Source organism: Rossellomorea vietnamensis (genome assembly GCF_025398035.1).
Classification (GTDB): domain Bacteria; phylum Bacillota; class Bacilli; order Bacillales; family Bacillaceae_B; genus Rossellomorea; species Rossellomorea vietnamensis_B.
In genome coordinates this window covers 1,438,754-1,453,996 of record NZ_CP104558.1, presented here as the reverse complement: position 1 = coordinate 1,453,996, position 15,243 = coordinate 1,438,754, and the positions used below count along the sequence as shown (strand labels likewise).

General features: G+C 44.7%; 12 protein-coding genes. 9 read left to right on the top strand and 3 right to left on the bottom strand.

Translation table 11 applies throughout. From position 1 onward, the window contains the following. Positions 1-12 precede the first annotated feature (12 nt). A complete protein-coding gene (locus N5C46_RS07440; protein ID WP_261751526.1) occupies positions 13-1,410 on the bottom strand; it encodes a cryptochrome/photolyase family protein in 1,398 nt (465 codons plus the stop codon). A 197-nt stretch (positions 1,411-1,607) separates the two neighbouring features. On the opposite strand from N5C46_RS07440, the gene N5C46_RS07435 reads away from it, so the two are divergent. Beyond that, entirely contained in the window at positions 1,608-2,060 is a 453-nt protein-coding gene (locus N5C46_RS07435; RefSeq protein ID WP_261751525.1) for a helix-turn-helix transcriptional regulator, read from the top strand. 62 nt (positions 2,061-2,122) lie between these two features. On the opposite strand, the gene N5C46_RS07430 is transcribed toward N5C46_RS07435, so the two are convergent. Further along, complete coding sequence (locus N5C46_RS07430; RefSeq protein WP_261751524.1) at positions 2,123-2,641, bottom strand: universal stress protein; 519 nt, start codon at positions 2,639-2,641, stop codon at positions 2,123-2,125. 338 nt (positions 2,642-2,979) lie between these two features. After that, entirely contained in the window at positions 2,980-5,040 is a 2,061-nt protein-coding gene (locus N5C46_RS07425) for a sigma-54 interaction domain-containing protein (RefSeq protein WP_261751523.1), read from the bottom strand. Between the two features lie 165 nt (positions 5,041-5,205). Between N5C46_RS07425 and yfcC the strand changes: the two genes are divergently transcribed. The 8 genes from yfcC (at position 5,206) to N5C46_RS07385 (ending at position 15,228) form a co-directional block, all read left to right on the top strand. After that, on the top strand, positions 5,206-6,708 hold the full coding sequence (gene yfcC, locus N5C46_RS07420) for a putative basic amino acid antiporter YfcC (RefSeq protein ID WP_261751522.1): 1,503 nt from the start codon (positions 5,206-5,208) through the stop codon (positions 6,706-6,708). 57 nt (positions 6,709-6,765) lie between these two features. Then, complete coding sequence (iadA, locus tag N5C46_RS07415) at positions 6,766-7,941, top strand: beta-aspartyl-peptidase (protein ID WP_261751521.1); 1,176 nt, start codon at positions 6,766-6,768, stop codon at positions 7,939-7,941. 247 nt (positions 7,942-8,188) lie between these two features. Continuing rightward, positions 8,189-9,457 (top strand): MFS transporter, encoded by a 1,269-nt coding sequence (locus N5C46_RS07410; RefSeq protein WP_261751520.1) that lies wholly within the window; start codon positions 8,189-8,191, stop codon positions 9,455-9,457. Between the two features lie 422 nt (positions 9,458-9,879). Then, positions 9,880-10,413 (top strand): RNA polymerase sigma factor SigY, encoded by a 534-nt coding sequence (gene sigY / locus N5C46_RS07405; RefSeq protein ID WP_261751519.1) that lies wholly within the window; start codon positions 9,880-9,882, stop codon positions 10,411-10,413. Then, positions 10,397-10,714: a YxlC family protein gene (locus tag N5C46_RS07400; RefSeq protein ID WP_261751518.1), complete on the top strand. Its 318-nt coding sequence runs from the start codon at positions 10,397-10,399 to the stop codon at positions 10,712-10,714. Before sigY ends, N5C46_RS07400 begins: the two co-directional genes overlap by 17 nt. After that, the gene (locus N5C46_RS07395) at positions 10,711-10,917 is read left to right on the top strand and encodes a sigmaY antisigma factor component (RefSeq protein WP_261751517.1); all 207 of its coding nucleotides are present in this window, start codon (positions 10,711-10,713) and stop codon (positions 10,915-10,917) included. Before N5C46_RS07400 ends, N5C46_RS07395 begins: the two co-directional genes overlap by 4 nt. A 538-nt stretch (positions 10,918-11,455) precedes the next feature. Then, complete coding sequence (locus N5C46_RS07390; RefSeq protein ID WP_261751516.1) at positions 11,456-13,213, top strand: ABC transporter ATP-binding protein; 1,758 nt, start codon at positions 11,456-11,458, stop codon at positions 13,211-13,213. Then, positions 13,210-15,228: an ABC transporter ATP-binding protein gene (locus N5C46_RS07385; protein ID WP_261751515.1), complete on the top strand. Its 2,019-nt coding sequence runs from the start codon at positions 13,210-13,212 to the stop codon at positions 15,226-15,228. The genes N5C46_RS07390 and N5C46_RS07385 overlap by 4 nt, the downstream gene beginning before the upstream one ends. Positions 15,229-15,243 lie beyond the last annotated feature (15 nt).

Below are 15,243 nucleotides of genomic sequence, written 5' to 3'. Positions count from 1 at the left end.
CTTTTCTTTGCATTATTTTATTTCCTCATAATGCGCCAATGCTCTCTTTCTGGCTGCTTTGTGATCAACGACCGGATATGGATAATCTGCTCCAAGGGTAAGCTTTGCCTTTTTCAGCACATCTTCGGGAGCGTCTGAAGGTTTGTGAATATATCGATCAGGGAGTTGACTTAGTTCAGGGACCCACATCCGTATATATATCCCTTCTTCATCAAACTTTTCACTTTGAAGGGTTGGATTAAAGATCCGGAAGTAAGGTGCTGCATCAAATCCTGAGCCTGCCACCCACTGCCACCCCATGGAGTTGTTGGCAAGGTCTGCGTCGATCAGGGTATCAAGAAACCACTCTGCTCCCCTTTGCCATGGGATGAGCAGGTGCTTCGTGAGAAACGATGCCACAATCATTCGCACCCGGTTATGCATGAAGCCCGTTGCCCACAATTCCCTCATCCCTGCGTCGACGATGGGATACCCGGTTTTGCCTTTTGTCCATTTCTCCCATCCTTCTTCATCACTTTGCCAATGGAATTCGGAAAACTTTTCATTAAGTGGACGTGTAGGTGACTCGGGATAATGGAGGAGGACTGAATAGGAGAATTCCCTCCATATAAGCTGCTTAATAAATGGTTCAATCGGTCTGTTCTCCGTATCGAGGAGGGTATGATAGATTCTCCTGACGGAAATGACTCCGAGAGCCAAGTATGGTGACAGGGTGGAGTACAGTCCCTTGCCCGGGAAATCTCTACCTTCTGAATAATCCTCTAATCTTTTAGTAAGGAATGAGTTCATTCTTTTGAATGCCGCTTCTTCACCAGGGTCCCATATGCTTTCCATGATGTGATACCAGGGGATGGTCGGAAGGAGATCCAAATCATTCAGGGCCATCCCATCGTCTTGCAGATGTGGAACCTCCATCCGTTTTAGAGCTGGAAGGGGTTTGGGGATTTCTTCTTTCCTGAGTGATCGGTAATAAGCTGAATACACTTTATATGGAGTACCGTCATCCTTTTTGATTTTCCAGGGGGGCAGAAGGAGGGTTCCCTCGAACGTCTTGACCTGGATTCCTTGGGAGGACAGGTCTTCGGCCATCGAACGATCCCTTTGGTAAATGTCAGGGTCGTATGTCCGATTCCAGTAAACAGCTTTTGCATTGGTGTTTTTCACCCATTTGGAAAGGACTTTTTCCACGTTCCCCTTATCCAGCCATAGTCTGCCGTTAATCGATTGAAGGGAATGTTGGTAGGCCTCGATATTCCGGTGCAGCCACCACTTCTTTGCTTCGCCTATGTTGCTTTCCTCGTCTAGTATATATAGGGGGATCACATTCCCTTCCTGGCAGGCTGCATAGAGAGCAGGGTGATCGTGAATCCGTAAGTCCTCCCTGATCAGAACGATGATGGGATTCTTCACCTTGATTCCTCCTTTAAAATGATGCTATCTTCAGCGCATGGTTACAAAAATGATTACATGCATTCTAAGTAGAAGTATAATGAATCATTGATTTGTATTCAAAATTTAATGGGTTGGATAAAAGATGTTTGATTGGGATTGAAAACAGGTATGATAAAGGTGTAATATTACACTATAAACGATTAAGGTGTGAAACCATGACAAAAGAAGAAATCATATTAATCATCTCTGATAAATTAAGGCTGGTAAGGACAGAAGCGGGGTATACGCAGGATAAGATGGCTACTGTCATAGGGTTATCGAAAAAAACCCTCGTGCAGATTGAAAAGGGTAGAGTGATGGCCAGCTGGACCGCAGCCATCGCCATTTGTGCGTTATTCAAGGATAGTGAAACGTTAACCACCAGTCTTGGTGGAGAACCCCTTGAGGTCATTGAGACCATCGCCCGGGAAGGCATTGATTATCGGAAGGAAAAAACACTTGGTGGCAAGATTTGGTGGAAGGATATCAAAAAGACCGACGAATACATTCTTCAACAAAACCTGTTCAGCAAGCACTATCGAATACTCGATGCAGAGGACTACCGGATCTATAGCAGCTTCGATGAGAAAAGCAGCCGTAAGCGATTGGATGAATTAACGAGTAATTAGGATACATAACAAAAGAGGAGGGACGGACCTTTAAAGGTCCGTCCCTCCTCTTTGTTGATGGCTTACTTTACCACAAGGACACTGGATTCACAGTCTTGCGTGACTTTTTCGCTTACACTTCCGAGTACCCATTTCTTCATGCCGGATTTGCCGCTGCTTCCAACGACAACCAGGTCGGCCTGTATTTCCTTGGCGTATTCACAAATGCGTTTCGCTTCAGAACCTGACAGGTGAATGTAGTTGGCATCCACTCCATGAGGAGAAAGTTTTTCCCTCGCATTTACTAAATACGGGTGAGTGGAAGAAGGTGTCTTGATTTCATGTCTATCTTCGCCACGGACTTTGTTGTCAGGGGAGACCGATAGATTCCCCATGTACTGGTTATCGAAACCAGGGGACGTATCAGCGAGTGCGTGAGTCGGTGTGAAATTATCACGAGGTTCATTCGCTGTCTTTTCGTCTGAAATATGAAGTACGGTCAGTTTAGAGTCTATGGAACTTTTCATTAATTTCGATACTTCGTCTAATGCTTTTTTACTGCCATCTGTTTCATCATAAGCTAATAGAATATGTCTATACACGTTAATCACCTCAACATTGGGATACCTGTTGTTTACCCGTTTCTAGAATTTTTAATCTTCTTTGGCAGATTCCCGAGGTGGGGATTAGTCTTAAACAAAAATGAGGAGCAGAATGGGGGAAGATCCATTCTGCTCCTTCGCTTTCAATAATAAAACTCAAATAATTGCAAGAATAATGTTTGGCTGATAGGGTCTATCTTAAAGCATGCTGATGATCCAGCCAATAACAACAATTGCGCCAATGACCATTAAGATCGTACGTACCATGAAAATCACCTCGACTTATTGTATCGTGAAGAATGTTTTTGTATCTAACCGGTTAAAGGTAAGATACCCCGTTATCGACTGATTAAAACATTCTCCTTCTGTTCGTTTAGCCAATTTACTCCTGCAGGTGTTATTTCAGTTCCGATTCTCCCTCTTTGGATGAAAACGTATCCTAAATCCTGTAATTCACTCAATCTTGTCCTGATCTGTTGAACGGATAGCGGGGTGGGACTTTGTTGGAGTGATGAATGGATCTTTTCCCTGCTTGCCCTCTCTCCATTCTCAAAGAATCCCACTAATGCAGTCAGGATGTTGATATACTCCTGGGATTTAGACATGGTGATTTCCGCCGGAGAATAGGTACCGTTAGTTTGCTCTATCTCAGTGAAATTATAATCATTTCTCGGTAATTCTTGCAGAGTCAACCTGTTGTGCCCGGCTACGGTCATCATATATAGGAGAGTATTTTTTAGTTCCCGGATATTTCCCTTCCACGGGGCTTTCTTCATGGCTTCCAAAACGGCGCGGTCGATCGAGGTGATTTTACTATGTTCCATCCCGAGGAAGTGTTCGATGAGAAGGGGGATATCTTCACTTCTTTCCCTGAGGCTTGGAAGCTGTAAGGATAACACTTTTAATCGATGGTAGAGGTCTTCCCGAAACGTACCTTCAATGATTAAGTCTTGAAGATCCTTGTTGGTAGCAGCGATGATCCTCACATCCACCGGGATATTTTTGTTTCCTCCAATCCTTCTGATTTCCATTTCCTGAAGCACCCTTAGAAGTCGTGCCTGAAGCTTTAAGCTGATATCACCTATTTCATCAAGGAATAGGGTGCCTCCATCGGCTTGTTCGAATAATCCTTTTTTGCCTCCCTTTTTAGCACCTGTAAAGGCTCCTTCCTCATATCCGAATAATTCACTTTCCAATAGGTCTTCCGGCAAGGCGCTGCAGTTAACAGCGAGGTATGGACTGTTCTTACGGGAAGAATCATTGTGCATGGCGCTGGAAAACAGCTCTTTCCCAGTCCCTGTCTCCCCATAAATCAATACCGGCAGCTCGCTTTTTGCGAGTTTTTCTGCGATCAATTTAGTGTCGTTAATAAGATGGCTGTTCCCTAATATGCTGTCGAATGTATACTTAGCGATATATCCCCTTCGCTGGAGCTCGCGTTTCCGCACTTTCTCCATTTCAATGGTCTCTTCCATATCTTTAAAAGTAGCCACAATGACACCTTCAGCCTCCAAACGGAAGCGATACACCATGACATTTTGCTGCCGGAGTGTGAAATATTCCAGATCCTCATCATGCTCTGAGGTCAGGAAACGATTGAGCTCGATGTTTTTGAACACCCTGCTCAATTTCTTCCCCTTAGCGTGAGCCGCGTTAATCCCGATCATTCTTTCGAGCACTTCATTGAAGACGGTGATTTCCCCATCCTCCTGAAAGGCGAGGATTCCGTCGTTAACTCCATCGACCACTTTATTTAAAAATTTGTTTAATGTTTTGGCCCGACGGTTGATGGCCCCGAGCTTCTGACTGAGCTCGATGATTTTCCTTGTATAACGATCTGTAATATCAAAGGTCAATCTCTCTGATAATTGAAAGTGGTGGATGATTTTCATGATTGTATTCAAATCGATCAGTCTGACACCTATATCGATTTTTTGGGGGATGGAAGAGGGGATGCTCGCCATCTCCCCTGGAGAAACAGCTATATCAATTCGTTTCGTATCCCCTCCTCCTGATGGGGAGTAGGGAATATAGTCCACGTGATCTATACCGAGACGCTTCAGAGTGGCGACGGCTTCCTGGGCCGTCTCGATGAAGTCATTCACATAAAGGATCTTCTTTCCCGGAGGTAATTCAAATATGCGGTCTATGTATTCATAGTTCACCGTACGGCGGGCTTTAATGATGGTACAGGAATCGAAATCGATATATTCCTGTACTTCAGGCTCGATCAGAGAAGATGAGTATACGATCAGTTCATTTGTGAAATAGGTTGGAATCCCCTCATCGCAGGCATAACTGGTAATATGGATCAGTTCGCCAAAAACGGACTGTAACTGTTCCTTCAGGGCTCTCTCTGTTTCCTTTGTGCCGGCTAATAGAATTAATTCACGTTTCATTTGAATCCTCCTTATGGTTAATGAAAGGTTTTTGGTTATATATATTCTAACCTATTTCAACCATTAGCGGGATTGAAGTTTGTATTTTCAGATAATAACGGGTTGGCATGGAACTTGCATATAAGGAAATGAAGGATAATAATATGTCAAACGGGGGGATAAGAAATGGAGAGAGAACAAAAAGCTTGGAAGGTACCGCATACATTTATCATTGTGTTTTTCGTCGTGCTTGCGGCTGCCATTTTAACGTATGTCATACCTAAGGGGCAATTTGCTACAGAAGAAATCACGTATATGCAGGATGGGGAAGAACAAACAAAAACAGTCTTGGATCCGGATTCGTTCAGTTATTTAAAAGATGAGGATGGAAACCTGATCAGGGAAGGAACAAGCCTTTTCGAACCTGGTGGTGGGATAGGTTTTCTGAATTATGTATTTGAAGGTCTAGTATCAGGGGATAAATGGGGCTCGGCCGTAGGAGTAGTGGCCTTTATCCTCATTATCGGGGGAGCCTTCGGAATCATCATGAAAACAAGGGCGATCGAAGAAGGGATCCTCAAGGTGATCGATCGGACCAAAGGGAAGGAGTCCCTTATCATTCCGCTCATGTTCTTCTTATTTTCATTAGGTGGGGCCGTTTTTGGAATGGGGGAAGAGGCCATCGCGTTTGCCATGATCCTCGTTCCGATCATGATTGCGATCGGTTATGATGCCATCACGGGGATCATGATTACATATGTTGCGACTCAGATCGGGTTTGCCACATCGTGGATGAATCCATTCGGGGTAGCGATCGCTCAAGGGGTTTCCGGTGTTCCGGTTCTATCAGGAGCCGGCTTCCGCATTGTCATGTGGATCGTCTTTACTCTGGTCGGAATCATTTACACTTGGAGATATGCCAAAGCAATCAAGAAGGATCCAAAACGAAGCCTTTCTTACACAACGGATGAATATTTCAGGAAAGAAGGTAAAGTGGAAAATTTACATGCGAAATTCACTTTGGGACATTCACTCGTCATCCTTACAGTTGGAGTGGGGATCGCCTGGATCATTTGGGGGGTAGTGGAACATGCCTATTATATTCCTGAGATCGCAAGCCAATTCTTTACAATTGGTTTAGTTGCAGGGATCATCGGGGTTCTGTTTAAATTAAATGGAATGAATTGGGATGATGTAGCAAACGGCTTCATCGACGGTGCGAAAGATCTATTGCCTGCAGCTTTGGTAGTCGGGATGGCGAAAGGGATCGTCATCATCCTTGGTGGAGACGCACCGGATGCACCATCTGTATTGAACACGGTATTATATGGTGCAGGGCAGGTAGTCGGTGATTTCCCGGAAGCCATTTCTGCCTGGTGTATGTATGTATTCCAATCTGTTTTCAACTTCTTCGTGGTTTCCGGTTCCGGTCAAGCGGCGCTCACGATGCCATTGATGGCCCCGCTTTCCGATATTGCCGGCGTCACGCGCCAAGTATCAGTACTGGCTTTCCAACTGGGGGATGGATTAACGAATATCCTGGTTCCGACTTCCGCCGCCCTTATGGGAACACTCGGGGCAGCGCGGGTCGACTGGGGAGTGTGGGCTAAGTTCATTCTTAAATTCATGCTTATTTTATTCGTACTATCATCCATCTTTGTCATTACAGCAACGCTCATTGGATTTTAATCAGCCATTCTTCGGGCAAGGCTCGATTATGAATAAATAGTGAAAGGAGCAAACATCATGTTAACACTTATACAAAACGGGGAAGTTTACGCTCCAGCATATCTAGGGAAAAAGGATATCCTCCTGGTAGGGGATAAAATAGGTTTCATTGAAGACAAGATTGAACTTCCCGGTCAATTTGTGGATATTAAAGTGGTGGATGCAACCGGTAAGTATGTTGTACCCGGATTCATCGACTCACATGTCCATATTATGGGTGGAGGCGGCGAAGGGAGCTTCCGTACAAGAACTCCTGAAATTCAATTGACTCAGGCCACTCTCTCAGGAATCACCACTCTTGTCGGTGTCATCGGTACAGACGGGACGACGAGGACGATGGCAAGCCTCATAGCCAAAGCGAAGGGGCTTGAGGAAGAAGGGATAACCTGTTATACGCAAACCGGTTCATACCAGGTACCTTTGAAAACACTTACCGGGAAGATTGAGGATGATATCATCTTAGTGGATAGAATCATTGGGGTGGGTGAAGTGGCGATTGCCGATCATCGCTCATCTCAGCCGACGGTTAACGAGTTGGCGAAAATTACTTCCGCTGCAAGGATCGGAGGGATGTTGTCAGGGAAAGCCGGGATTGTCAATATCCACGTCGGGGATAGTTATGATCACCTGAACCTGCTGGAAGAGATTGTCGAGACGACGGATATTCCGATCAAGCAGTTCTATCCGACTCACATCAACCGGAATGCCCATCTTTTTGAAGCAGGGATCCAGTATGCCCTTAAAGGCGGCTATGTAGACTTTACAACAAGTACCATCCCTCAGTTTCTGGAAGACGGGGAAGTCAAATGCAGTCAAGCGCTTAAACGCATGCTAGATGCGGGCGTACCGGTGGAACAAATCACCTATACCTCAGATGGACAAGCAAGTCTGCCGAATTTTGATCGTGATGGAGAGCTGATCGGACTGCAGATCGGTCAGGTGTCAAGCCTCTATGAAGAAGTGAAGGATGCCGTTCTGAAGGAAAACATCCCTTTGGAAACAGCGATCAGGGTCATTACCTCGAATCCTGCGAAGATCCTGAAACTAAAGCAAAAAGGTCGCGTGGAAGTTGAAAAGGATGCTGACCTTGTCCTTTTGGATCAGGAAACCCTTGACGTGAATACGGTTTTCGCCAGAGGGAAATTGATGGTGAAAAACGGGGAAGCGATCGTGAAAGGGACATTTGAACAGTGATGGAAAGAAAGGATAGCCCGGAGCCTTGATGGTCCGGGCTATTTTTATTGAATTTGAATGATCGATTGGAGCGATGCTTGTGAAATCTGCCTTTTATCTGCGAAACGAAAAATCATTCCCGTTTCTGCAGAGGCGCCTAAACCTTATCCGACCCGAGACGGAGGGAAAAACCACCAGAAGCCCCTACTGTCCTTAAGATCATTTCCATATGATAAAGATAGTTACTTATTGATGGGGGACGGATGTTATGAAAAAAATGATTGAAATCTTTAAGAATCCAATATTTTTAAAATTATTCTTCGCTAACTTTACTTCGCATATGGGAAGTGTGATTGGCCTGACAGCGTTTATGTTTTATCTGCTGGATCGCTTTTCTGAGCAGCCCGTGTATGCATCGATTACGGAAATGATGTATTCACTACCGACTCTTCTAGTGTTTTTCCTTGTAGGCGTATTCGCTGATAGGTTGGACCGCCAGAAAATTGCCTATCACTGTGATACGATCAGTTCTATTCTTACATTATTATTATTCGGTGCCATCTTCATAGGCTGGCTTCCGCTCATCTTTACGGTTCTCTTCCTAAGAAGTGGTGTCCAGAAATTTTTCTTCCCGGCGGAACAAGGAATCCTCCAGGGGGTACTCTCAAAGGATGATTATTCTACTGCTGCCGGACTTAATCAAATGGTGATGAGCTTGTTTATGCTGCTCGGAAATGCCGTTGCCATCTTTGTCTATTGGACCGCCGGGATTTACGGTGCCCTTGCGGTGGATTTCGTTACATTTGTGATTTCGGCAATCTTGATCAGGAAATGTGTCATCCCGGAAGAAGTCCGGCTTCCAAATGGGAAGCATTCCTGGAAGGATTTGAACATTCAATCTGTCGCAAAAGATTTTACAGCTGGCATGAAGTATATCCTGAACCATAAGCTCCTTTTATCGTTGATAGGCGGGTTTGTTGTATTCGGAATTGTGAATGGCGGATTCTCGGTAATTCCTATCTTTATATTGAAGTATAAATTGGCTCCCGATTCTTATGAGGAATATTCCATTCTATTAGGGGTAGCCTTCGGGGCAGGAGTTCTGATCGGAAGTATCTTCTCCTCCATGCTCACCCAAAAATTCAAGTTTCATGTACTGATCGTGGCAGGTCTCGTGATATCGGGTACCTTTATCATCGCAGCATCGTTTGCCCCGACCACCTGGCTTTTTCTTATGATCATTTTCATCGCAGCACTGGGATTGCCACTTGTAAACATTGCAATCGGGGGCTGGATGCCAAGTATCATTGACCCTAAGATGATGGGGAGGGTACAGGGATGGATCAATCCTCTTATGATGCTTTCTCAATCCATCACCCTGGGAGTCATCGCCATGACATTCCCGTCTGTGATCACAGTTGAAATGCTCTACTGGCTCGTCGGAGGCTGCCTCCTCATCGTAGCCGTATTCTACACCATCATCCTGCCTAAATACGTAAAGGAAGAAGAACCACATTCTGCCGTTTTAAATAGTTAAAGAAACATCCCTGCTGAATTGGGCAAGATGATTCAGTAGGGGTTTTTTATATTATAAACCTCTTCAATCGTTTGAAAATAATGTGGTTTGGAAGGAAAAAATGATTTTTCCTTTACTCATAAGTAAATATGCTTTGATAGTTGATTGGAGCGGAGGGTGCTCGACTCCTGCGGGAAACGCTGGACAGGTGAGACCCCGCAGGCGTAGCCGAGGAGGCTCACCGCCAGCCCCGCGGAAAGCGAGCACCTGTAGCGGAAATCAACCAGCACTCGCTTCTTTAACAGTAAAAATGTTTAATAAACCGCTATTATAAAAAGAATGAAAATTATTTTTAAAAAGTATAATCATTTTATGAACGTTTTTTCTTCATGTACGTCTTATCAATGAACTCACCTGCCGGGGGATAGAAAGGACAGTAAAGGATGGAAGAGAAAAAATGGATTAAGCAAGCGAAAAAAGGGAACCATGAAGCCTTTGCTCTTCTATTTAGGGAACATTACCCCTTTTTAGTGAAGTATTTGATCAAAGTAACGATGAATCGTGATCTGGCAGAAGAGCTTGCTCAGGACACAATGGCTAAATGTGTGGAGAAAATCCATCAATACAACGGGAAATCAAAGTTTTCCTCCTGGCTGATTACAATTGCCACCAATCGGTATATCGATCTTCAGCGCAAAAGCAAAAGAGAAAAGGATTGGCAAAGGGAAGAAATGAACGGTAGAAAGCTCAAGTGGGAAATGGAATCGAGAAACGAAGAGTGGAATGACGCATTAGCCGCACTGGGACGACTTTCAGATGAAGTGAGGCTTCCTATTATATTGAAACACTATTATGGATACTCATACGAGGAAATCGGCCAAATGACGGATCTTCCGCCTGGGACCGTTAAATCCAGGGTCCATCACGGAATTACAAGGATGAGAAAGGAGTTGAAAATAGATGAACAACAAACATGAACAGGATGAACTAAAGGAATTGATAGATGAAGGCTTTCGATCGATTGATCGTGAAGTAGAGGAAAGCACTCCGTCCCTTCAATGGTTTGAACAATTGGTCGAGGGTCAGCAAGAACAGTTAAAAGCAAGGTTTAAACGAGATATGATACTCTTTCTTCTTCTCGCTGGCTGCCTACTGACCGTTTTCTCCCTTACTTTGTTTCAAATGCCGATTCTATTTCTTCTCCTTCAGGTTCTCATTTTCGCAGGAGCTTTGATATTTATTGGGTTGACTTATACGAAAAAGGTGAAAAGGACATGACAAAAGAAGAGCTTTATATCTTGCCGATTGTCATTCCCCTTCTTTTGGTCCAAAGCATCTATTTATTCATCGATGCACGTAAGAATGGACATCAGTATTGGTTCTGGGGAATTTGGGGACTGATTCAGTGCCCGATGCCCATCATTTTTTATTTCATATTCGCGAAAAAAGTTTTTAGAAGAAAAGGGGAGAGAAAATCATGATCATTGTAACGACAGATTATGTACCAGGAAAGTCATATAGTATATAGAAAATTATCAATAAAAATAATATTGACACAATTAAGGTCCTGTAGTATGGTTATTAATGGAATAAAAAACGATAACGAATGGAGGGTTTGTGATGATGAAAGTGAATGGATCTCAAGGAGCGCGAGCGGCTTTTCAAATCAATTTCATATCATCACATGACCAGTAACTCCTTAGCGATTTCATATGAATCCACGAGCACAGGTTATGTTTATAATCTGTGCTTTTTTATGTCCATTCATGAAGACGGACGTCTATAAGGCACAAGAGAATCACTCCCACCTGGGGAATGCGATTCTGACTGCCCTGTGACGTCCGTCTTTTGTATGTTAGCGCTTAACGGTGAACCCAAGGGAATCCTTGATCACACATAGATTATCCATTTTATGAAGGAGGAAAAGATGATGGTAATGGTTCAAATGAAGAAGATGATGTCTGCTGTGGAGACAGAAGGCGGATAGTAAAGAAAGTCAACATGGGGAGGTAGACTGGGATGTTTAGTATTTTTAAGAAATTATCATGGTTTTTTATTGAGAATTGGAAAAGGTATACAGTGGCGATCGTCCTATTGACGATTGTCGGGATCCTTGATGTGATCCCCCCGAAGCTTGTAGGAAATGCCATCGACGACATTCACCTCGGTGCGATGACCTGGGATGTGGTGGGGAAGTATCTCTGGTTGATTGCCGGGATTGCCATCATCTCGTACGGAATGACGTATGTATGGATGTATCAACTGTTTGGCGGTGCCTTTCTCGTAGAAAGGAAGCTGCGCAGTAAATTCATGGGTCACCTCTTAAAGATGACCCCGACGTTCTTTGAGAAGAATCGGACGGGTGATTTAATGGCGAGGGCGACCAATGATCTAAAGGCGATTTCGATCACGGCGGGTTTTGGTGTCCTGACGTTGATCGATTCGAGCGTGTTCATGTTAACAATCCTGTTTACGATGGGGTTTCTCATCAGCTGGAAACTGACGATAGCCGCCGTTTTACCTCTGCCGATCATGGCTCTGTTAATGAAGGTATATGGTGCAAGGATCCATAAACGGTTCACCGAAGCCCAGGATGCATTCGGAGACTTGAATGATAAAGTTCTTGAGTCGATTGCAGGGGTCAGGGTCATCCGGGCTTACGTACAGGAAAGGGCAGATGAAAAGCGGTTCGGTGATATGACGGAAGATGTGTATAACAAAAATATCGGTGTTGCGAGGATCGACTCATTGTTTGAACCGACCATAAAAGTCCTCGTTGGATTAAGTTACTTAATCGGATTGGGTTATGGCGCCTACCTGGTATTCCACCAGAGCATTACCCTGGGACAGCTGGTTTCCTTTAATGTGTATCTCGGGATGTTGATCTGGCCGATGTTTGCGATTGGTGAATTGATCAATGTGATGCAGCGGGGGAATGCGTCCCTCGATCGGGTTCAGGAGACACTTGATTATGTCCGGGACGTACAGGATGGAGAGAATCCTAAATCAATCGTTTCCCCTGAACAGATCGGATTTAAGGATGTGGACTTCAAATATCCTTCCTCACAGGTACTGAACCTTTCCAACATCAATGTGAACATCCATCAAGGAGGTACCCTTGGGATAGTCGGAAAGACAGGAAGCGGCAAGACGACTTTCATCAAGCAGCTTCTCCGTGAATATCCGGCGGGAAGTGGTTCCCTATCGATCGGAGGAATCCCGATTGATGACTTGTCCATTCAACAGGTAAGGGATTGGATTGGGTATGTCCCACAAGATCATGTTCTATTTTCCAGGACCGTAAGAGAAAATATTTTATTCGGAAAGCATGATGCAATAGAGGCAGATTTGGAAACGGCGATAGAATTGGCTGATTTCAAGAAGGATCTCGACATGCTGCCTGATGGCTTGACCACCCTTGTAGGGGAGAAGGGTGTGGCTCTTTCGGGTGGGCAGAAACAACGGATTTCGATTGCGAGGGCCCTCATCAAGAACCCGGAAATCCTGATCCTTGATGACTCATTATCGGCCGTCGATGCCAAGACAGAAGCGAAGATCATAGACAATATACGAACAGAACGGGAAGGGAAAACAACGATTATTACGACTCATCGTCTCTCGGCGGTTCAGCATGCTGATTGGATCATCGTCTTAGAGGATGGGAAAGTGGTAGAAGAAGGGGTCCATGAAGTGCTCCTCGAGAATGGCGGTTGGTATAAAGAACAATTTGACCGCCAACAAGTTGAAGATTCCTCACCAGAGGAGGTGGGCGCATGAAAGTCGGAAGAAAACTAACCGAATATGCCTTGATTTATAAAAAAATCATCATAGCTGCACTTTTGATGCTCAGTGTATCAGTGGCAGCGGAACTTGCCGGTCCATTCATTGCCAAAAAACTGATTGATGACCATATTATCGGGATTGAATCGACCTGGTATGAAACGGTTAAGGGAAAAGAAGCTGTACCCTATGAGGGAACATGGTATAAGCGTGATCAATATTTCAGTGATGGAGATGCAAAAGGGGAAGACGTCCGTATCCTTCAGGTAGGCAGAGCGTTTTATTTCGTCCCTGCCACCGTTTCCTTTGACGGGGAACGATCGGTGTCATCGGGGGAGATGACCATCACTAAAGGCGGGGAATCAGAAACCTATCCCGCCAAGAAATTAACAGGGGATGAGCTTCTCAGGTTCTATAATCCTGAAATCCCAAGGATCATCCGATTGATTGCCTTTTATTTCGGCTTGCTTGTGGTTGCGGCCTTTTTCCAATACGGCCAGCGGTTTTACCTTCAGAAGGCGGCAAACCGTGTGATACAAAAGATGCGTAATGATGTGTTTCAACACATCCAAAAGCTTCCGATCCGTTATTTCGATAATCTGCCGGCAGGGAAGGTCGTTGCCCGGATCACAAACGACACGGAAGCAATCAGGGACCTGTATGTAACCGTACTTTCGACGTTCTTCTCCAGTACGATTTATATTATCGGGATTTACATTGCACTCTTTATCCTTGACGCAAAATTAGCGGCCATCTGCTTGATCCTGATACCGATCCTGGTTGTGTGGACGTATCTTTATCGTATGTATGCGTCGAAATACAATCATATCATCAGATCCAAAGTGAGTGATATCAATGCCATGATCAATGAATCAATACAGGGCATGAACATCATTCAGGCTTTCAGCAGGGAGAAGAAAACGAACGAAGAATTCGAAGATCTGAACGAAACCCACTTCAACTATCAAAATAAGCTATTAAGCTTAAATTCAATGACCTCCCATAACCTTGTTGGGGTACTGAGGAATATCACGTTCGTAGCGTTCATTTGGTATTTCGGAGGAGCATCGATCGGAGTGGGATCCGTTGTCACGCTCGGCGTCCTTTATGCTTTTGTTGACTACATCAATCGGTTGTTCCAACCGGTCACAGGGATCGTGAACCAGCTTGCGAATCTTGAACAGGCACTTGTGGCGGGAGAACGGGTTTTCCAGCTGCTTGAAGAGACGGGGACCCCTGTGGATGATGGGAAAATGAGCAGGTATGACGGAAATGTAAGCTTTGAGCATGTATTCTTTGGATATAAAGAGAATGAATATGTGTTGAAAGATATTACGTTTGAAGCGAATAAAGGGGAAACCGTTGCCTTGGTGGGACATACGGGTTCAGGAAAAAGCTCGATCATGAATCTGTTATTCCGTTTCTATGACAGCAATGAAGGGAAAATCCGGATTGATGGAAATGACATTGTCGATATTCCCTATCAAACGATTCGGGAACATATGGGAATTGTCTTGCAGGATCCTTATTTGTTCACAGGGACGATTGCTTCGAATGTCAGTCTCGATGATCCAAGGATTTCAAGGGAGCAGGTAGAGGCTGCACTCAATGCGGTAGGGGCGGAAAAAGTGTTCAAAAACCTGGAGAATGGATATGATGAGCCGGTGATCGAGAAAGGAAGCACCCTTTCATCCGGACAGCGCCAACTGATATCCTTTGCACGTGCACTGGCCTTTAATCCAGCGATCCTGATCCTCGATGAAGCGACATCAAGCATCGATACAGAGACTGAGGCGATCATCCAGGAAGCGATGGAAGTCCTGAAAAAGGGCCGTACGACCTTCATCATCGCTCACAGATTATCGACGATCAAGGAAGCCGATCAAATCCTTGTATTGGACCGAGGGGAAATCGTGGAGCGTGGGAATCATGATGAATTAATGAAAAGGCTGGGCCGATATTATCAAATGTATCAGCTCCAGCAGGGAACTAAAGATCATCTGGCAGGATAGAAGGGAAAGGGCGTC